Source organism: Chachezhania antarctica (assembly GCF_003646465.1).
In the GTDB taxonomy this organism is placed as follows: Bacteria; Pseudomonadota; Alphaproteobacteria; order Rhodobacterales; family Rhodobacteraceae; genus Chachezhania; species Chachezhania antarctica.
This window is the reverse complement of the sequence record NZ_QZEX01000007.1, coordinates 266,450-285,160: the sequence shown is the minus strand read 5'-3', so window position 1 is coordinate 285,160 and position 18,711 is coordinate 266,450. Positions and strand designations below refer to the sequence as shown.

Annotated in this window: 18 protein-coding genes; 8 read left to right on the top strand and 10 right to left on the bottom strand. The window is 64.5% G+C overall.

What is annotated here, in order from left to right; translation table 11 throughout:
• Positions 1-72 precede the first annotated feature (72 nt).
• Entirely contained in the window at positions 73-852 is a 780-nt protein-coding gene (locus D4754_RS15725) for an ABC transporter ATP-binding protein (protein ID WP_121065247.1), read from the bottom strand.
• 264 nt (positions 853-1,116) lie between these two features.
• Between D4754_RS15725 and D4754_RS15720 the strand changes: the two genes are divergently transcribed.
• Together D4754_RS15720 and D4754_RS15715 are read left to right on the top strand one after the other, a co-directional pair.
• Positions 1,117-1,587, top strand: a complete 471-nt coding sequence (locus tag D4754_RS15720; RefSeq protein ID WP_163025937.1) for a DUF2269 family protein — start codon at positions 1,117-1,119, stop codon at positions 1,585-1,587.
• A 90-nt stretch (positions 1,588-1,677) separates the two neighbouring features.
• Positions 1,678-2,772, top strand: a complete 1,095-nt coding sequence (locus tag D4754_RS15715; protein WP_121065243.1) for a PQQ-dependent sugar dehydrogenase — start codon at positions 1,678-1,680, stop codon at positions 2,770-2,772.
• A 187-nt stretch (positions 2,773-2,959) separates the two neighbouring features.
• Here D4754_RS15715 and D4754_RS15710 read toward each other — a convergent pair whose 3' ends face one another.
• Both D4754_RS15710 and D4754_RS15705 read right to left on the bottom strand, forming a co-directional pair.
• A complete protein-coding gene (locus D4754_RS15710; protein ID WP_121065241.1) occupies positions 2,960-3,973 on the bottom strand; it encodes a GlxA family transcriptional regulator in 1,014 nt (337 codons plus the stop codon).
• A gap of 167 nt (positions 3,974-4,140) precedes the next feature.
• Positions 4,141-4,704: a manganese efflux pump MntP gene (locus D4754_RS15705; RefSeq protein WP_121065239.1), complete on the bottom strand. Its 564-nt coding sequence runs from the start codon at positions 4,702-4,704 to the stop codon at positions 4,141-4,143.
• A 267-nt stretch (positions 4,705-4,971) separates the two neighbouring features.
• Here D4754_RS15705 and D4754_RS15700 point away from each other — a divergent pair, with 267 nt between their 5' ends.
• Complete coding sequence (locus D4754_RS15700; RefSeq protein ID WP_121065237.1) at positions 4,972-6,363, top strand: class II 3-deoxy-7-phosphoheptulonate synthase; 1,392 nt, start codon at positions 4,972-4,974, stop codon at positions 6,361-6,363.
• Positions 6,364-6,493: 130 nt separating this feature from the next.
• Here the strand turns inward: D4754_RS15700 and D4754_RS15695 are convergent, their stop codons facing one another.
• Together D4754_RS15695 and D4754_RS15690 are read right to left on the bottom strand one after the other, a co-directional pair.
• On the bottom strand, positions 6,494-7,375 hold the full coding sequence (locus tag D4754_RS15695) for a sulfotransferase domain-containing protein (protein ID WP_121065235.1): 882 nt from the start codon (positions 7,373-7,375) through the stop codon (positions 6,494-6,496).
• Positions 7,376-7,479: 104 nt separating this feature from the next.
• Complete coding sequence (locus tag D4754_RS15690; RefSeq protein ID WP_240453906.1) at positions 7,480-7,962, bottom strand: hypothetical protein; 483 nt, start codon at positions 7,960-7,962, stop codon at positions 7,480-7,482.
• A gap of 206 nt (positions 7,963-8,168) precedes the next feature.
• On the opposite strand from D4754_RS15690, the gene trkA reads away from it, so the two are divergent.
• From trkA to hflX, 4 genes are all read left to right on the top strand, one after another.
• Positions 8,169-9,545 (top strand): Trk system potassium transporter TrkA, encoded by a 1,377-nt coding sequence (trkA, locus tag D4754_RS15685; protein WP_121065233.1) that lies wholly within the window; start codon positions 8,169-8,171, stop codon positions 9,543-9,545.
• 227 nt (positions 9,546-9,772) lie between these two features.
• Positions 9,773-11,281 carry a TrkH family potassium uptake protein gene (locus tag D4754_RS15680; protein ID WP_240453912.1) on the top strand — a complete coding sequence of 503 codons (1,509 nt, stop codon included), beginning with the start codon at positions 9,773-9,775 and terminating at the stop codon, positions 11,279-11,281.
• A gap of 269 nt (positions 11,282-11,550) precedes the next feature.
• On the top strand, positions 11,551-11,790 hold the full coding sequence (gene hfq / locus D4754_RS15675) for an RNA chaperone Hfq (protein WP_121065231.1): 240 nt from the start codon (positions 11,551-11,553) through the stop codon (positions 11,788-11,790).
• Between the two features lie 56 nt (positions 11,791-11,846).
• Positions 11,847-13,109, top strand: coding sequence for a GTPase HflX (gene hflX, locus D4754_RS15670; RefSeq protein ID WP_121065378.1), 1,263 nt, complete (start codon positions 11,847-11,849; stop codon positions 13,107-13,109).
• Here the strand turns inward: hflX and D4754_RS15665 are convergent.
• The 4 genes from D4754_RS15665 to D4754_RS15650 all read right to left on the bottom strand — a co-directional run bounded on the left by D4754_RS15665 (position 13,106) and on the right by D4754_RS15650 (position 16,830).
• Entirely contained in the window at positions 13,106-13,966 is an 861-nt protein-coding gene (locus tag D4754_RS15665) for a polyprenyl synthetase family protein (RefSeq protein WP_121065381.1), read from the bottom strand. The genes hflX and D4754_RS15665 overlap by 4 nt on opposite strands.
• A 465-nt stretch (positions 13,967-14,431) precedes the next feature.
• A complete protein-coding gene (locus D4754_RS15660) occupies positions 14,432-15,184 on the bottom strand; it encodes a LuxR family transcriptional regulator (protein WP_121065229.1) in 753 nt (250 codons plus the stop codon).
• 157 nt (positions 15,185-15,341) lie between these two features.
• Positions 15,342-15,815: a MaoC family dehydratase gene (locus D4754_RS15655; protein ID WP_121065227.1), complete on the bottom strand. Its 474-nt coding sequence runs from the start codon at positions 15,813-15,815 to the stop codon at positions 15,342-15,344.
• Between the two features lie 10 nt (positions 15,816-15,825).
• The gene (locus D4754_RS15650) at positions 15,826-16,830 is read right to left on the bottom strand and encodes an NADP-dependent oxidoreductase (RefSeq protein WP_121065225.1); all 1,005 of its coding nucleotides are present in this window, start codon (positions 16,828-16,830) and stop codon (positions 15,826-15,828) included.
• 131 nt (positions 16,831-16,961) lie between these two features.
• On the opposite strand from D4754_RS15650, the gene D4754_RS15645 reads away from it, so the two are divergent.
• Positions 16,962-17,624, top strand: coding sequence for a histidine phosphatase family protein (locus D4754_RS15645; RefSeq protein ID WP_121065223.1), 663 nt, complete (start codon positions 16,962-16,964; stop codon positions 17,622-17,624).
• A gap of 9 nt (positions 17,625-17,633) precedes the next feature.
• On the opposite strand, the gene D4754_RS15640 is transcribed toward D4754_RS15645, so the two are convergent.
• A complete protein-coding gene (locus D4754_RS15640; protein ID WP_121065221.1) occupies positions 17,634-18,626 on the bottom strand; it encodes an NADPH:quinone oxidoreductase family protein in 993 nt (330 codons plus the stop codon).
• Positions 18,627-18,711: the final 85 nt, after the last annotated feature.

The window sequence follows — 18,711 nt, the reverse complement described above, 5'->3', positions numbered from 1 at the left end:
TCGCCGCACTTGAAGCGACCGCGGGCTTCTTCTCTTCGAAGATACTCATGGTACCGGCGCGTGCGATCCCGTTCATCCGGCCGCTGCCTTGTTCTTCAGGCCGGTGCCCAGGTAGGCCTCGATCACCTGTTCGTTGACCTTGATCTCGTCCAGCGTGCCCTCGGCCAGCACGCGGCCTTCGGCCATGCAGATCACCGGGTCGCACAGGCGGCCGATGAAATCCATGTCGTGTTCGATGACGACGAAGGTGTAGCCGCGTTCCTTGTTCAGCCGGATGATCGCGTCGCCGATCGTGTTCAGCAGCGTCCGGTTCACGCCGGCGCCGACCTCGTCCAGGAAGACGATCTTGGCGTCGACCATCATGGTGCGCCCTAGCTCCAGCAGCTTCTTCTGCCCGCCCGAGATCTCGCCCGCCTTGTTGTCGGCCAGGTGCGAGATCGTGAGGAATTCGAGTACCTCGTCGGCGCGGGCGCGCAGCGCGCGTTCCTCGTCGGCGATGCGGCGGCGGCCGAACCACGTGTTCCACAGAGTCTCGCCCGATTGGCCGCCGGGGACCATCATCAGGTTTTCGCGGCAGGTCATGGACGAAAATTCATGGGCTATCTGGAAGGTGCGCAGCAGGCCCTTGGCGAACAGGTCATGCGGGGGCAGGCCGGTGATATCCTCGCCATCCATCGTGACGGTGCCGGATGTCGGCCCCAGCACGCCCGCGATGACATTGAACAGCGTCGTCTTGCCGGCGCCGTTCGGGCCGATCAGCCCGGTGATCGAGCCCTTCGCAATGGTCAGAGATGCGCCGTCCACGGCGTGGAAGCCGCCGAAATGCTTGTGCACATCGTCGACGACGATCATGTCGGTCTGTGTCGGCGTCACGCCTTGCCCCTCGTTGCGCGCGTCGCTGCATCCCGGCAGCTTTTCCAGTTCGTTACATTTCAGTCATGCCGCAGCGCAGTGCGCAAGGGGGAATGGGCGAGAATTGGGCGCCTGTGCGCTATTTGGGCAGGGTTTCCCTTGCGTTAGTTGCCATGGAAAAAGATTTCGCGCGCGGGGTTGTATTTCGATGGCGGGAAATGGATTGTGCGCCCTGACCCCCTAATGGAAATGTTACAGATTTTGATGTTGGAAAACATACTGTTGTTCGTCCATCTGGTTGGAATGGTCGTGCTGTTCGGCACAGCGGCGACCATCGGTTTGTTCATGTTCTGGACCCATGTGACCGCCGACCCATCCATGATGGCGCATGTGACCTCGGTGGCGGTGCGGGCCGATGCCTTTCTGACCGCTCCGGCGATGGCGCTGCAACTGCTGTCCGGTATCGCGCTTGCCCGTCTGGCGGGTGTGCCGCTGATCGGGTCATGGGTGACGGTGGCGCTTGGCATCTTTGCCTTTGTCGTCGTGCACTGGCTGCCGATGGTATTCATCCAGGTCCATCTGCGGGACATGGCCCGCGTGGCGCGGGACACGGGCGCCTCCCTGGACCGGAGCTACCGCATCCTGTTCCGCATCTGGGTGATCCTTGGCTGCGGCGGGTTCGCGGGACTGCTGGTTCTGTCGTGGGTGATGGTCGCCAAGCCCGACATTTTCTAGACGACGGTCACATTTGCATGACCGCCCGGGCACGCGGCGGCATGCGCACTACATGAAAGCAAAGCGCCGAAAAACGAAGAGGCTTGCGACATGCGTGCGACCCTGATTGCCATTCTTGTCACGTTTGCGGCGTGGCCCGCTTTGGCGGAAACGGTTTCCGTCTCGGCCGGAGAGGTGCGGATCGATCCGGTTCTGACGGGGCTCGATGCGCCCTGGGCCATCGGCATTCTGCCCGATGGCACCTACCTCGTGACCGAGCGCGGCGGCGATCTGCTGTATGTGAAGGGGGGCGAGGCCCGGAAGGTGCGTGGCGTGCCGCGGGTGAAAGCCAGCGGGCAGGGCGGTCTGCTCGATATCGCGATTCCGCGGGATTTTGACAGGACGCGCGAAATCTTCCTGACCTATTCCAAGCCACAGCCCCAAGGGGCGGGTACGGCGCTTGCCGTCGCGCGGCTCAGCCCTGACGGTCAGCGGCTGGACGACGTTCGCACCCTGTTCGAGGCCGCGCCCGTCGGCCGGACCACGCGCCACTTCGGCTCCCGCGTTGTCGAGGCGCGGGACGGTACGCTGTTCGTCACCATCGGCGAGCGGGGCGACAGGCCCTCGGCGCAGGACCGGTCGAACCACAACGGCACCGTGATCCGCATCAACCGCGACGGCTCCGTCCCAGCGGACAACCCGTTCACAGGGCAGCAGGGCATCCAGCCCGAGATCTGGAGCTACGGCCACCGCAACCCGCAAGGCGCGGCCCTTGATCTGCAGGGCCGGCTGTGGGTGGCCGAACATGGTGCCAAGGGCGGGGACGAGGTCAACCGGATCCGCAAGGGCGCGAATTACGGCTGGCCGGTCATCTCCTACGGCACGCATTACTCCGGCCAGAAGATCGGCGAAGGTACGTCGAAACCGGGTATGGAACAGCCGGCCTTCTACTGGGATCCGTCCATGGCGCCGTCGGGGATGATGATCTATTCCGGCAAGCTCTGGCCGGAATGGCGCGGGGATGGCTTCGTGGGCTCGTTGAAATTCGACTACATCGCGCGGCTTGAGGCGGGCTCCATGCACGAAGCCGAACAGATCGAGGCAGGTGCGACGGGACGCGTACGCGACATCGTCGAGGCGCCGGACGGGGCGATCTGGTTCCTGTCCGTAGGCGAGGGCGCCGTCTACCGCATGATCCCGGGCTGACCGCATCCCGGCATTTCAGCCGTGATCGACGCGAAACCGTGGTGCCGCCTCCGGCGGGGAAGAGAAGAAGCCGGGGCGCGTCTGAGCCCTTCTTCTCTTCCGAAATACTCCGGGGGAGTCCGAGCCGCAGGCTCGGGCGGGGGCAGAGCCCCCTTCGACGGGGAGGGCCGCGACGGCGACGGGAACCCTAGACCGACAACCTTGCGCCGTTGGTGCCCCGGGCGCCGCGTTCGCGGTAGGGCGTCGTCTGGTAGTGCGCGCGGTAGCATTTCGAGAAATGCGAGGGCGAGGCGAAGCCGCAGGCCAGGGCCACGTTGATCACGCTCATGTCGGTCTGCATCAACAGGTTGCGGGCCTTCTGCAGGCGCAGTTCCATGTAATACCGCTTGGGTGAGCGGTTCAGGTAGCGGCGGAACAGACGCTCCAGCTGGCGGGTGGACATGCCGACTTCGGAGGCCAGCAGCGCCGGGCTGACCGGTTCCTCAATATTGGCTTCCATCATCTGGATCACCAGAGACAGTTTCGGATGCCGCACACCGATACGGGTGGGCACCGACAGCCGCTGCGTGTCCTGATCGGTGCGGATCGAGGAGTAGATCATCTGGTCGGCGACCGCGCTGGCCAGTTCCTCGCCATGATCGTCGGCGATGATCTTCAGCATCAGGTCGATCGACGACGTGCCGCCCGCGGTGCTGAGCCGGTTGCCGTCGACCACGAAGACCGACTTGGTCAGGCGGACGTCCTCGAATTCCTCGACGAAGCTGTCCTGGTTCTCCCAGTGAATGGTTGCCCGTTTGCCGTCCAGCAGGCCTGCGCGGGCCAGCGTGTAGGCCGCGGTGCACAGGCCGCCCACCACCAGCCCCTTGCGCGCCTCGCGCCTCAGCCAGTTCATCAACGGTTTCGTCGTCGCGTCCTGTATGTCCAGCCCGCCGCAGACCAGCACGGTGTCGTCGCGCGACAGGGCGCACAGGTCGTCGTCGAGGTGAAAGGCGGTTCCCGCGGAACATTGTACCACGTCGCCGCCTTCGCCGATCAGGCTCCAGTCGTACAGCTGTTCCTTGGACATCCTGTTGGCGATGCGCAGGCATTCGACCGCAGAGGCGAAAGACAACAGGCTGAACCCTTTGAGCAGAACGAAGACCACGCGCTTTGTGCGAAGCTCGCCCTGTTCTGCCTCGAAGGGTGAACGGTTTTGTCTCATGAGGTTGTTTTTCGTGTTAATGACTGGCTGTCTGCGCAGATGACGCGCAGCATGGTCAGAGCTTTCGGGCAAGGTCAATAGCCGGACAAGGCAGGTCAGGGTCGGGATGCGACATGCGGTGGCGAAAATGGTCCACGACAACCGGGGACAGCAAACGCTTCGCAGGCTCAGCCGGCCGCAAGATGGCTTGCAAGGATGCTTGCCCCCAGCAGGATCAGTGCGCCGCCGCCAATCGCTTCGGCCACGCGCCCGAAACGGTGGCCAAGATAGCGGCCGGCAAGGATGCCGGTCGAACTGAGGATCATGGTCGACACTCCGATCGCGCCGGCGACGACGAAGATGTTCGCGTCGATGAAGGCCAGTGAGACGCCGACGATCATCGCGTCGATGGAAGTGCCGAAAGCGATGACGATGGTTGTCCAGAGCGATGCGGACGGGCGTGCGGGCCTGCCGTCGTCCGGCCGTGTCGCCTGAAGGATCATGCGCAGCCCGACGGCCGCAAGCAGGGCAAAGGCGATCCAGTGATCGACCCGCGCAACGTAGGGGCCGGCCGCCACGCCCGCCGCCCAGCCGATCAGGGGTGTCACCGCTTCGATCAGGCCGAAGACAAGGCCGGCTTTCAGGGCCCGTGCAAGGCTGGGCCGGACTGCGCTTGCACCTGTTCCCAGCGCGGCGATGAAGGCGTCGATAGACATGGTGATGGCAAGAATGCCGATAGAGAGTGCAGTCATGGGGCCGTCCCTTCGGCAGATCCGCGCGATGCATGAGTTCCACCCGCAGAGCCGCGCAATTATGGAAGATGTCGGGTAAAGTCAATTGTTTTCAACAGTTTATAATGACATGCATTCGCAACTGCACAGCGCGTTCCGGTAGGGACGGAAGGTGCATTGTCGCCCAGCCCCGCACGGCGTCATGGAATGGGGTCAAAACCTATGGCCACTTCGTCGCAGGGCCGTTATAGAGACCGCCTCACGCCGCTTTCGTACGGAGGACATGAAATGGGCAAGTGGCAGAAAACCGGATGGCGCGCGAAACCGCGGGTGCAAATGCCGGATTATACCGACGCGGCGGCACTGGCTGCAGCGGAGGCACAGCTTGCCAAGTATCCGCCGCTCGTTTTTGCAGGCGAGGCACGCAGGCTGAAAGAGCTTCTGGGCTCGGCCGCGCGGGGCGAGGCGTTCCTGCTACAGGGCGGCGATTGCGCCGAAAGCTTCGACCAGTTCTCGGCCGATGGCATCCGCGACACGTTCAAGGTCATGCTGCAGATGGCGATGGTGCTGACCTATGGCGCCAAGGTTCCGGTGATCAAGGTGGGCCGCATGGCCGGCCAGTTCGCCAAGCCGCGCAGCGCGCCGACGGAAACCGTGGACGGCGTCGAACTGCCGACCTATCGCGGCGACATCATCAACGATCTGGCGTTCACGCCCGAAGGCCGTGTGCCCGATCCGCAGCGCATGCTGCAGGCCTATACTCAGGCCGCGGCAACGCTGAACCTGATCCGCGCCTTTTCGTCGGGCGGCTATGCCGATGTGAACCGCGTCCATGGCTGGACGCTGGGCTTCACCGAAGGCGAAAAGGCGGAACGCTTCCGCGAGATGGCGAACCGGATTTCCGACACGCTCGATTTCATGCGGGCCGCGGGCGTGACCCGCGAAAGCGCGCATACGCTGTCGACGGTGGATTTCTACACCAGCCACGAAAGCCTGCTGCTGGAATATGAAGAGGCGCTGACGCGGCTCGATTCCACGTCCGGCAAGTGGCTTGCGGGTTCGGGCCACCTGATCTGGATCGGCGACCGCACCCGGCAGCCCGATGGCGCGCATGTCGAATTCGCCAGCGGCGTTCTGAACCCGATCGGCCTGAAATGCGGGCCGACGCTGACGCCGGAGGATCTGAAGGTCCTGATGGCCAAGCTGAACCCTGAAAACGAAGCGGGCCGCCTGACGCTGATCGCGCGCTTCGGCGCGGGCAAGGCGGGCGACCACCTGCCGAAGCTCATCCGCGCGGTGCAGGAAGAAGGGGCCAACGTGCTCTGGGTCTGCGATCCGATGCATGGCAACACCATCAAGTCGTCGTCGGGCTACAAGACCCGGCCCTTCGATGCGGTGCTGCGCGAGGTCCAGGAATTCTTCGCCGTCTGCGCGGCGGAAGGGGCCAACCCGGGCGGCGTGCATTTCGAGATGACCGGCCAGGACGTGACCGAATGCACGGGCGGCGTGCACGCGGTTTCGGACGCGGATCTGTCGGACCGCTACCACACCGCCTGCGACCCGCGGCTGAACGCTTCGCAATCGCTGGAATTGGCGTTCCTTGTGGCCGAGGAACTGACGGCACTGCGCGGCCGTTCGGAAGGCCAGAATGCGACAGGCTCGTCGGCTGGCGTTCTCTGAGACGGACGTCCAGGCCCGGGCCGTGCGCGCGGCCTGACCCGGTTTCGAATGAAAAGGCCCCCGCAGGGTTCTGCGGGGGCTTTTTCGTGGCTGGCGCCTATGCGGGCAGGGCGATGGCCAACCGGAGCGCTCAGCCGGTTCGGCTTGCGCCATGTTCCAGCCACGCCCGGTCATCCGGCGACAGGAAGCGATCCATCTTCGCGTCATAGGCCGCCAGTTCTGCATCGGTCAGATTGCCGTGCCATTTCCCGCTGCTGCCGCTGTGGAAGAAATCCGATTTCAGCTTTGAAGGGGCCCCATCGGCCAGGGGCGAATAGCGGTCCGCGTTCGTTTTCATGTTGTCGAAGCTCGCGGCGTGGACAAGCTGCTCCATCACGCTTGCCGAATGCGGCACGCCCAGCAGGTCGGACAGACGCGCGAAGGTGCCGGGCAGGTCCGTCTTCATGTCGGCATAGTGAAACAGCGACACGTTTGGCCGGTCGGACAGGGCTTTTGCGGTCTCGAAATGCCGCAGGATATGGGCAAGGGGCGCAAGATCGCCGTCGAAGCCTTCGGGCCCGCCGTCGAGGAAGCGGCGGAAGGCGATGCCGTCGGGATCGTCCCGGGGATACCACGCATCGAAGACCGGAAGGCCCAGGTTCCGGACATGTTCGCGGAACGAAAAATGCACGTCTAGCGGATGGCGGAACACGGAGATGTACTGTGCCCGGCGGTCGATGGGCAGCCCGTCCAGCGGCGTGTGGGTCTTCATGCTGCGGCGGCAGTGCATAGCTTCAAGGCGTTCGGACAGGTCGGTCATGTCCCGGACGCGGATATCGACCCACGGCATCTTGTTAGCAAGGTCGGTTTCGACCCCGGCATCGCCGGACAGCAGCAGGGCGATGATCGTCTGCATCCAGGTCGTGCCGCTCTTGGGCGGGGACACGACCACCACGTCGTCGGGCCGAAGGACAACACTGTCCCAGCGCCGGTTGTCGGTCAGCGGGCCAAGGTAGAGCTTGCGGTTCGTCACGTCCGGTGTCTCCTGATGGGGTCCCGGTCAGGACCCGGACTGAGGGGGATGACCGCACGGTCGCCGGGCGGACCGATACGGTGCGATCCTGTGCACCGGACGCATCACGCCCCGGGCGTCACGATCCGCCAGCGTCCGCTGGGCAGTACCACGACACAGGAGGCCTGCGTGACCGGCGGCAGCTTGGCGTTGGGGATCGGTGGCTGGCTGGCGGCCACGCTGCGGTCGCACCGCTTCAGGCTGATCAGCTGATAGCCCTGCCGGGCCATGCAATCCGTCGTCAGGCGCGCGCGCAGGGGTGCGTTGACGTCCACCGTCTCGAACCCGCCATCCACCCAGTAGCCGGGCGAATAGGCGCAATTTCCGGCGGCGTCACAGAAACGGGTGCCGGGATAGAAAATCGGCGGATACTGACGGATCTGGTTGGCGACCGGGGCATCGCGCAAGGCTGTGACGCGGCACTGATCGGTCTGGAACTGGGTCCGCGCGCCATCGGCGCCGGGACGGTAGAACACCGAAACCGGTGCGCATCCCGCCAGGACACACAGCACCGCTCCAAGTGCGAACATGCGGGCGCGGATGGTCATGGATGATCACTCCCCATCAATCCGGGCCATAGTGCACCACCCTGAACTCATGTACAAATTCAATCCGGCCGCCCGCAAAAATGTTAAGATCCCGCAAGATGGCGCAATGCAGAGCAGCAGCGTCCCGGGCACGACAATTCGTTTGACCGCACCGGGAGCCCGTGTCAGACCTCGACACTGGCAGACAAGCCGGGAGCGCAGGGCCCATGAAGGTCATCATTTGCGGCGCCGGACAGGTGGGGTGGCAGATCGCCCGGCACCTTTCGGGCGAGCAGAACGACGTGACCGTCGTCGACAACAACCCCGATCTGGTCCGCCGCGCCACCGATACGCTGGACGTGCAGGGGATCGCCGGTTTCGCGTCCTACCCGGACGTGCTGGACCGTGCCGGCGCGCGCGATGCGGACATGATCATCGCCGCCACCTATTCCGACGAAGTGAACATGGTCATCTGCCAGGTGGCCCATTCCGTCTTCGGCATCCGCCGCAAGATCGCGCGCCTGCGCGCGCAGAGCTACCTGAACGCGATCTATTCCGATCTGTATCGCCGCGATCACCTGCCGATTGACGTCGTGATCTCGCCCGAACGCGAAGTCGCCGCCGCCGCGTTGCAACGCCTGTCGGCACCCGCCGCCTTTGATACCGAGACATTCATGGGCGGCAAGGCGCAGCTTCTGGGCATCGCGCTGGAAGAAGGTTGCCCGGTGGTGAACACGCCGCTGCGGCAGCTGACCGACCTGTTTTCGACATTGCGGGCTATCGTGGTGGGCATCCGGCGGGACGGCACGCTTTTTGCACCCGAATCGAACGACCAATTGTTCGTGGGGGACGAGATCTACGTCTTTGCGCATGCCGAAGATGTCGGGCGCACCCTGGAGGTTTTCGGCAAGCAGCAAGGCAAGCAGGATCGCGTCGTGATCGCCGGGGGCGGGAACGTGGGGCTGGCAGTCGCGCTGGAGCTGGAACGGCGCGAAGGCCGGATCCGCGCCAAGGTGATCGAGAAGGACCGCGGCCGGGCCGAACGCGCGGCCGAGGCGTTGGAACGAACCATCGTGCTTCATGGCGACGGGCTGGACAGCGCGCTGCTGTCGGAAGCCGGGATCGAACGGGCCGACGCGCTGTTGGCCGTGACAGACGACGACAAGACCAACATGCTGGTGGCCGTCCGCGCCAAGGCCAATGGCTGTCCGCTGGCCATCGCGCTGATCAACGACCCCACGCTGATCCCGCTGATGGGGCCTTTGGGCATCGACGCCTACATCAACCCGCGCGCCACGACCGTCAGTTCCATCCTGCGCCATATCCGACATGGCCGGGTGCGCGAGGTCTACTCCATCGGCGACGCCGAGGCCGAGGTGATCGAGGCCGAGGTGCTGTCGACCTCGCCCATGGCCGGGCAGCGGATTCGCGATATCGACTTCCCCGAAGGCGTGCTGATCGGGATGATCCTGCGCAAGGGAGAGATCCTGCGCCCCTCGGGTTCTGTAAGGATCGAGGAGGGCGACGTGATCGCCATCTTTGCAATGGCCGCCGATGTGCGCGAGGTGGAGCGGTTGATGCAGGTGTCGATCGACTTCTTCTGATGTGCCCCGAACCCCGAAGGGAGACCTGACCGCCCATGCCGCCCCCCGCCGACCAAAGGCCGCCCCGGAAGGACGTGCGCGACGATCCGTCGGACGGCGCGACGCCTTTCCCCGGCGCGATTTCGGCGGCGTTCACGATGGTCGAAACCGAACGCCCGCCGGGGGCGCGTGCGGCCGGCACCGCGCCGCCCCGCAGCCCCCGGTCGCGCAATCAGGCGCAGGGGCTGATGCGGCTGCCGCTGTTCCTGCTGATCTGGGGCGTGGCGGCGATGTCGATGTACGTGCCCGCGATCCACGCGCTTTCGGTCGAAAACTACGACGTCTCGCGGGTGTTTTTCTACGGCGGCACGCTGGGCCTGTTCGTGGTCACGCTGCTGGGCATCGCGATGAACAACCGGCAGGCGCGGAACGGCACGCTGGGCCAGTTGCTGTCGCTTTTCGCGACCTTCGCGCTGCTGCCCCTGTTTCTGGCCGTCCCGATGCAGGAGGGGCTGCGCAACACCACGTTCCTCAACGCCTATTTCGATATGGTCAGCGCGCTGACCACCACCGGTGCCGACATCTTTCCCGATCCCCTCCGACGGTCGTCCTCGCTGCACCTGTGGCGGGGGCAGGTTGCATGGCTGGGGGGCTTCCTGATGTGGGTCGCCGCCGCCGCGATCCTGGCGCCCCTGTCGCTGGGCGGGTTCGAGATCACGGCCCGCGGCGATGCAAAGCGCGGCAGCGGCATGTCTGGCCTGATGCAGGTGGACCAGGTCGATCCGCAGACGAAACTATGGCGGACCACCAAGACGCTGGCACCGATCTATGGCGGGCTGACCCTGCTTGTCTGGATCTTCCTGATGATGCTGGGCGAAAGCACGCTGACGGGGCTGATCCACGCGATGTCGGTCATGTCGACCTCGGGCATCTCCCCCGTGGGCGGGCTCGACGGGTCCTCGGCCGGGTGGGGCGGCGAGTTCGTGTTGTTCTGTTTCATGGTCTTCGCGCTGTCGCGCACGACCTTTTCCAGCGACACCGTGCTGCCTGGCACCCAGAACCTGTTGCAGGACCCGGAGGTGCGTATCGGCCTGACGCTGGTCGCGTCGGTCAGCGTGCTGATCTTCGCGCGCCACTGGATCGCCGCGCTGGAATTCCAGGATACAGAAAACCTGAGCGTCGCCCTGCGGGCCATCTGGGGGACGCTTTTCACCGCGATGTCATTCCTGACGACCACGGGGTTCGAAAGCACCGACTGGCAGATCGCGCGCGATTGGTCGGGGATCGGGACGCCGGGGCTGATCCTGCTGGGTCTCGCCCTGATCGGCGGCGGGGTGGCCACAACGGCGGGTGGCGTGAAGCTGCTGCGGGTCTTCGCACTGTACCTCAACGGCCTGCGCGAGATGGAACGTCTGGTCTACCCGTCATCCGTCAGCGGGGCAGGGGCGCGCAACCGCCGCATCCAGAAAGACGGCGCCTTCATCGCGTGGGTCTTCTTCATGCTGTTCGCGATGTCGCTGGCGCTGATCAGCGCCATCCTGGCCGCGCTGGGATCGGATTTCGAACAGGCGATCATCCTGTCCATCGCCACGCTTTCCACCACCGGCCCCCTGATCGAGGTGGCCGGCGACACGCCGATTCGGCTCGTCGAGCTGGGCCCATGGACTAAGGCCGTGCTGTGCGCCGCGATGATTCTCGGCCGGCTGGAAGCGCTGGCCATCGTGGCGCTGCTGTCGCCGACCCTGTGGCGCAGCTGAGGCGACCGGAAAGCCCTGGATCATCGATGCTGCGCCGCGACATTGGCACGCGGGTTTTCCGATAGGAAATGTGGCGGAACGATGCGGAAGGGCGCGCACTGACGCCATTTGGCCGCACGATTCGGCAAAGCCATGCACGCAGGACGGGGCCTCTATGCCCTGGCGCACGGTTTTCGGGCTGGAATCTCCCGGGATCGCACTTCATACTCGCCACGAAGCACGCAGCGCATGGCGATGCGACACAAGAAAAAAGGCGAGACTTCGGCAATATGGCTTCGGACAGACAAAACCTGCAAGACGCGTTTCTCAATCACGTCAGAAAAACAAAGGTCCCGGTAACGATATTCCTGATCAACGGTGTAAAACTGCAGGGCGTTATCACCTGGTTCGACAATTTCTGCGTGCTTCTGCGCCGGGATGGCCAGTCGCAGCTTGTCTACAAGCATGCGATTTCCACCATCATGCCGGCACAACCGATCAACCTTTATGACGGCGACGAGGGCTCTTGAGCGCAAACCACCGCGACATCCTGGGTGATCCGGCCCCGGTCGACACATCCGACCGGTTGGAACATCCGACCCGGGCCTGGGTCGTGCACCCGGAGATCACATCCGACAGGAACCGCCGCGACGCGGCCCCCGCACTGGAAGAAGCCGTGGCGCTGGCCACTGCCCTGCCACATCTCGCAGTGGTGGGGTCGAATGTCGTTCGACTTCCCAAACCCCATCCGGGGGAGCTTTTCGGATCGGGCAAGATCACCGAGCTGAAAGAGCAGATCAAGGCCGCCGATGTCGAGCTGGTGCTGGTCGACGGCCCGCTGACGCCGGTGCAGCAGCGGAACCTTGAAAAGGTCTGGAAGGTCAAGATCCTCGACCGGACGGGCCTGATCCTTGAAATCTTCTCCGACCGCGCCCGCACCCGTGAAGGCGTGCTGCAGGTCGAGATGGCGGCGCTGTCTTACCAGCGCACGCGGCTCGTGCGCGCCTGGACCCACCTGGAACGTCAGCGGGGCGGGCTTGGCTTCGTTGGTGGCCCCGGCGAGACGCAGATCGAAGCCGACCGTCGTGCCATCGACACGCAACTGGTCCGTCTGCGCCGGCAGCTCGACAAGGTCGTGAAAACCCGCGCGCTGCACCGCGAGGCGCGGGCCAAGGTGCCGTATCCGATCGTGGCGCTTGTGGGCTATACCAACGCCGGCAAGTCGACGCTGTTCAACCGCCTGACGGGCGCGAACGTGATGGTGAAGGACATGCTGTTCGCCACGCTCGACCCGACGATGCGCCGGGTGCAGCTGCCGGATGGACCGGAAGTGATCCTGTCCGACACGGTGGGCTTCATCTCGGACCTGCCGACGGAACTTGTCGCGGCCTTCCGCGCCACGCTGGAAGAGGTGCTGGCCGCAGACCTGGTGCTGCACGTCCACGACGCCAGCGCCGAAGAGGCCGACATGCAGGCAAGCGATGTCGAGGAGATCCTGACGTCCCTCGGTGTCGAGGAAGACCGCCCGCAGCTTCAAGTCCTCAACAAGATCGACCGCCTTCCCCGGGACGAAGCCGACGCGCTGCGTACCCGTGGCGCGCGGATGGAGGACGTGTTCCCGATCTCGGCCATCACCGGAGAGGGCATACCGGAACTGCTGGATGCGATCGCCGAACGGATCGAAGGCAAGCGGGAACGGGCCGAGCTGCACTTGGCGTTCTCGGACGGGCGCCGCCGTGCGTGGCTGTTCGATCGCGATCTGGTCGAGACCGAGGCGCAGACGGAAGACGGCTACGACATCACTGTCCGATGGACCGAAAAGCAGCGCGCACAGTTCGAAACCATCTAGCGCGCAAGCTGCGACGGCACGATCTGCGCCGCAAAACCATGCACGGCCTGTGCCAGCTCTGCCTCGCCCGGGCAGGACGGGATCGATGCCACCGTCCCGTCCAGCGCACGGCGCAGGCGTGTCGTGGCACCATCGATTCCCAGATCGTCAACCGCGTTGGGCCGACCGTTGCGCCGGTCCTGTCCGGCGGGTTTGCCCCTGGCGTCGCCCAGCGCGTCGCGCAGATCGTCGGCGATCTGGAACGCCTCGCCGATGCGGGAGCCCAGTTCGGCCCAGGGTTCGGGCGGCTGTCCCGCGGCGATGGCGCCCATCTGCGTGGCCGCAATGAACAACGCGCCCGTCTTGGCGCGGTGATAGGCGGCCAGGTCGATCTTGGCTTCGCTTTCCCAGCCCTGTCCGGCACAGATCCCGCCGGGCATGCCTGAATGACGGGCCAGCGTTGCCACCAGCCGGGTCGCGCGCAGCGCCGTATCGGCGGTACCGGCGCGTGCGAGCGTTTCGAACGCCAGCACGATCAGGCTGTCGCCGGCCAGCACCGCGACGGGTTCGGAATAGGCCCGGTGGAGCGACGGACGCCCGCGTCGGGTCGCAGCATCGTCGAAAGCGGGCAGATCGTCATGGACAAGGCTGGCGCAATGGATCAGCTCAAGCGCGACGCCAGCGGCATCGGTCAGCGCCGGGCAATCTTCGCCGCAAGCGGCCGCGACGGACAAGAGGATTGTCGGACGGATGCGCGCGCCGCCGGGATGCACGGCGTAGTGCAGGGCCCGGCCCAGCGTCTTCGGGCCGGTATCGGTCTGGACACGGGCAATCGAATCGGTCAGCGCGGCATCGATGCGGGCACGCCGTACCTGCATCAATCGGGCCAGATCCGCCGCAGCGGCCTCCCGCACTGGGGAATCCTGCACCCCCGGGTCATGCCGCGGTGAAGACTTTTGGGGCAAGAAAGGCACTCCGGTTCGGTAATCAGACGCCCGCACACGGACGTGTCAGCCCACGGGTAGAAAGGGACGGCCCCGAAATCAATCGTGGCTTTCGGTCAATTGAGATCTAATCCGCCGGTCCGGCTGGGAACCGCCCATCCTTCGACCAGCCCGAGATCGCCGCGTGTTTTGCAGGGTGAGCAGATCCGGCCCGATGCGCGGACTATACACGACCGAGCCGGACGGGTCAGAGAGCCTTGAAATGGCAAGGTTCAGTCCCCGATGTTCCCAGGCCAAAGCCACCACTCACGGAACAGCCCCAATGTGACCAATTTCGTAAATAATGGAAGTCTGGAATTCACCCATTGTTAAGATTTTTGAAACTCATGGGTGGAGCACCTAAGCGTCGACCACGTACATCTGGTTCAGAAGCGCGGCCTTCATGACGGCTTGGGCCGTGGTTTCCACGGAAAGCGTTTCGCGGGCGAGTCGCAGGTGTTTTTCCACCGTCGCGGCCGTCAGTCCCATCAAAAGGGCGATGTCCTGGGTCGTCTTGCCGTCGCCCACCCATTGCAGCGCCTCGCGCTGGCGCTTGGTCAGGTGCCGTTTCGGTGGGGAATAGGGCAGGGTCATGACTTTCAGGTGCGCCACCTGGTTCATCAGGTGGATCTCGTCTCCATGTTCGGCCCAGATCGCGTCGACATCGTCCTGCGTAAGGTCCTTGCGGGCGCACAGCGACACGCCGCCCTTGGAGCGCAGCGCCATCGCCTGGAAGCTGATCGTGTAGCCGACCTTGATTCCCATCTTCTGGTTGTACTCGTGCACGCGCTTCAGTTCTGGCAGGCCGCTGGCGTTGATCATCTCGGGGATCATGCGCCAGCTGGCCGCGCCTTCGTTGTCCAGCGCCCAGCGGAACATGGGCGCGTGATAGTAGCGCCCGCTGTGCAGGAAGCCGTTGATGTATTCGGGATCGTGATTGGTGAGGATGACGAAGTCGTCGGGATCGCCCAGAGATGTCGGTGTCCGGTAGCGGGTGCAGCCGTAGAACAGCTTTTCGAACCCGTATTCTTCCATCTGCTTGCAGTGAATGGCCCACAGCTCTTCAAGGCTGGGCGCGCTTACGACGTAAGCCAGGTAATCTCTCAATTTCATCGGTTAATCCGTCCCAGGGTCGTCTCGGGCAGGAGAACCGACAATAGCGTCGCAGACCGATCAAACCGGTCTGCCACGTCCAGCTCCGCCCATGTAATAACTCGTTAACACTGCGACGGATTTACCTATTCCGCAAGCGTGAGCTTGTTTTGAGCGGTTACGAGGGCGGAAAGATCGTCAATCCCAGCCAGTCGGCGACCAATGCGGGGGTGTCTTCGCCCTCGATCTCGACCGTGAACTGGTTGGTGCGCAGGATCTCGGTCGGCTTGCGCTTCTTGACGTCCTTCAGCACGAACCGCCCCCGGATGCGCGATCCCGACTTGACCGGGTTCAGGAAGCGGACCTTTTCGAACCCGTAATTGATGCTCATCGCCTGTCCCTTCATGGGTGTAGCGACGGCATAGGCCATGCCCGATCCCAGCGACAGCGTCAGGAACCCGTGCGCGATGGTGGTGCCGAAGGGGGTTTCCTTCGCCGCGCGCTCCGGATCGACATGGATCCACTGGTGATCGTTCGTCACCTCGGCAAAGTCGTCGATCATCTTCTGATCGACGGTGATCCAGTCGGTAACCCCGGATTCGGTGCCCACCGCGGCTTCGGCCGTGGCCAGAGCGTCGTCAATTGCTGCCATTGTTTTTCCCTCACTCCGGATCCGGACAGACCCGGACCATCCTCTTGCCCCGGTTTTCGCCCGCCAGCAGCCCGATCAGGGCGCCGGGCGCGTTTTCCAGGCCCTCCACAATGTCTTCGACGACCTTCAGCTGGCCGCTGTCGGTCCAGTTCTGCAGTGCCTTCACGGCGGCGGCGTCGTTATGGGCGTAGTCCATGACGATGAAGCCCTCCATGCGCAGCCGCTTGACCACGACCAGCCCCGGCACATTGCGCGGGCCCGAAGGTGCGGCGCTGTCGTATTGGCTCACGGCCCCGCAGCAGACGACGCGGCCCTTTTCGTTCATCTGGAACAAGGCCGTTTCCAGCACCTTGCCACCCACGTTGTCGAAATAGACGTCGACCCCGTCGGGCGCGGCCTTGCGGAGCGCCTTGAAGAAATTCTCGTCGCGGTAATCGACACAGGCATCGAAGCCCAGTTCAGTGACGACCCAGTCGCATTTCTCGGCACCGCCGGCGACGCCCACGGCGCGGCAGCCGATGGCCTTGGCGATCTGGCCCACATACATGCCCACAGAACCGGCGGCCGCAGAGACGAGGACGGTTTCGCCGGGCAGCGGCGTGCCCACGCTCAGCAGCCCGTGAAAGGCTGTCTTGCCCGCGATGCCGTAGGCCGAAAGCAGATGCGACAGCGACCCGATATCGGGCTGCTTTATCAGCGCCTTCGCCGGTTTCACCACGTATTCAGCCCAATGGCTTTCGCCCGCCACGATATCGCCCGGCTTGAACCGGTCGGACTTGCTTTCGACGACCTGCGCCACGGCATAGGTGTGCATCGCATCGCCCGCCAGCACCGGCGCGCGGTAGGTGGCGCCCTGCATCCACGCGCGGTTGGCCGCGTCGATGGACATCAGGATGTTCTTCATCAGCACCTCGCCCTCGGCCGGGACGGGCATGCCGGTCTCTTCCAGGCGGAAATGCTCGGGCGTCAGGGCGCCCTTGGGCAGTTCCGCGATCACAACCTGTCGGTTCGTCATGGTCTTTCTCCTCTCGTGGCGCGACGCAGCGACCTTCGCTGCCTGTCACGCCTCTGCGTTGTCATTCGTGCCGGCTTGCGGCTAGGTGCGGGCCAAAGACCCATGTTCGTGCCAGTCAGGGAGCCGCGCCGATGTCCGACGTCAAGGAATACCACCAGACCAGATATGCCCCGCCGCCGGGCGCCTGCGACATGCTTCTCATCCGCCATGGCCGCACGATGCCCGCGCGGCCCGGTGAAAGCTTCGAAACCATCGACGGCCACGGCAACCCGCATCTGCACCCCGAAGGGGAAGAACAGGCGCTGAAGGTGGGCGAGCGGCTGAAGACGCAGCCGATTTCGGCGATCTACGTCACCACGCTGACGCGTACCCATCAGACGGCCGCGCCGCTGGCGGGCCACCTGGGGCTGGAGCCCATCGTTGAAGGCGACCTGCGCGAGATCTTCCTGGGCGACTGGGACGCGGGCCTTTATCGCATCAAGGCGGCCGAGAAGGACCCGGCCTACCTGAAAGCGATCGAGGAGCACGAATACGGCCATATCCCCGGCGCCGAGACGACGGAGATCTTCCACGCCCGCGTCCGTGCCGGACTGCTGCGCATCGCGGCCGCGCATCCCGACGAACTGGTCGCCGTCGTGGTCCATGGCGGCGTGATCGGTGCGGCGATGTCCATCGCGTCGCATTCCCGGCCCTTCGCGTTCCGCGGTGCCGAGAATGGCTCGATCTCTCGCCTTGTGATCAAGGACGAGGTGATGAGCATTCGCGGCTACAACGACATCGGACATCTGGACTGACCTCACCGGTCAGTCCGTATCCAGCACGACCTTGCCCAGGACCTTGCGGTCCATGAAGAGTTGCAGCGCGTCGCCGGCCTGTGCCAGCGGCAGCTTGGCGCTGATATGCGGCTTGATCTTGCCCTCGCCGTGCATCCGGAACAGGTCCTTGATGTTGGCTTCGTGCAGTTCCGGTTCCGCCCGCGTGTGCGCGCCCCAGAATACGCCCACGATCTGGCAGCCCTTCAGCAGGGTCAGGTTCAGCGGGATTTTCGGGATGCCCGCCGGGAAACCCACGACAAGGAACCGGCCCTTCCAGTTCAGCGCGCGCAGCGACGGTTCGGCGTAGGATCCACCGACCGCGTCATAGACGACATCGACACCGCCGCCCGAGATCTTCTTGATCTCGTCCGAAAACGCCTTCTGCCCGTCGCGGTCCAGATCGCGGTCGTAGACGATCGTGTGATCGGCACCCAGCATCTTGCAGAAATCCGCCTTGTCCCGGGTGGAAACTGCGGCGATCACCTCGATCCCCATGGCCTTGGCCAGCTCGATCGCGGCGGTGCCCACGCCACCGGCGGCGCCGAGGATCAGGAGTTTCTCGCCGGGCTTCATCTCGGCCCGGTCCTTGATGGCGTGATAGGAGGTGCCATAGGTCAGCGTCAGGCAAGATGCCTCGTCGAAAGGCATCGAATCGGGGATCTTCATCAGCCGGTCCGCATCGACGTTCAGATGGGTCACGAACCCGCCGAATCCCGTCATCCCCAGCACCCGGTCGCCCACGGCGAAATCGGTGACGCCTTCGCCAACGGTCACGACCTCGCCCGCGATCTCTCCACCCGGCGCGAAGGGACGTTCGGGCTTCAGCTGGTACAGATCCTTGATGATCAGCGTGTCCGGGAAGTTGACACCTGCGGCACGAACGCGCACGGTAACCTGACCTTTGTCAGGCGCGGGATCGGGCATCTCGGTGAGTTCAAGTGTTTCCGGCCCGCCCGGAGCGGTGCTGAGCATTGCTTTCATGGTATCCTCCTCTGTCCGGCAAGGGTCGCCGGAACGTTGACGGGAATGTCCCGCTGCACTACGGAGTTGTCAATCAGATTTCGAA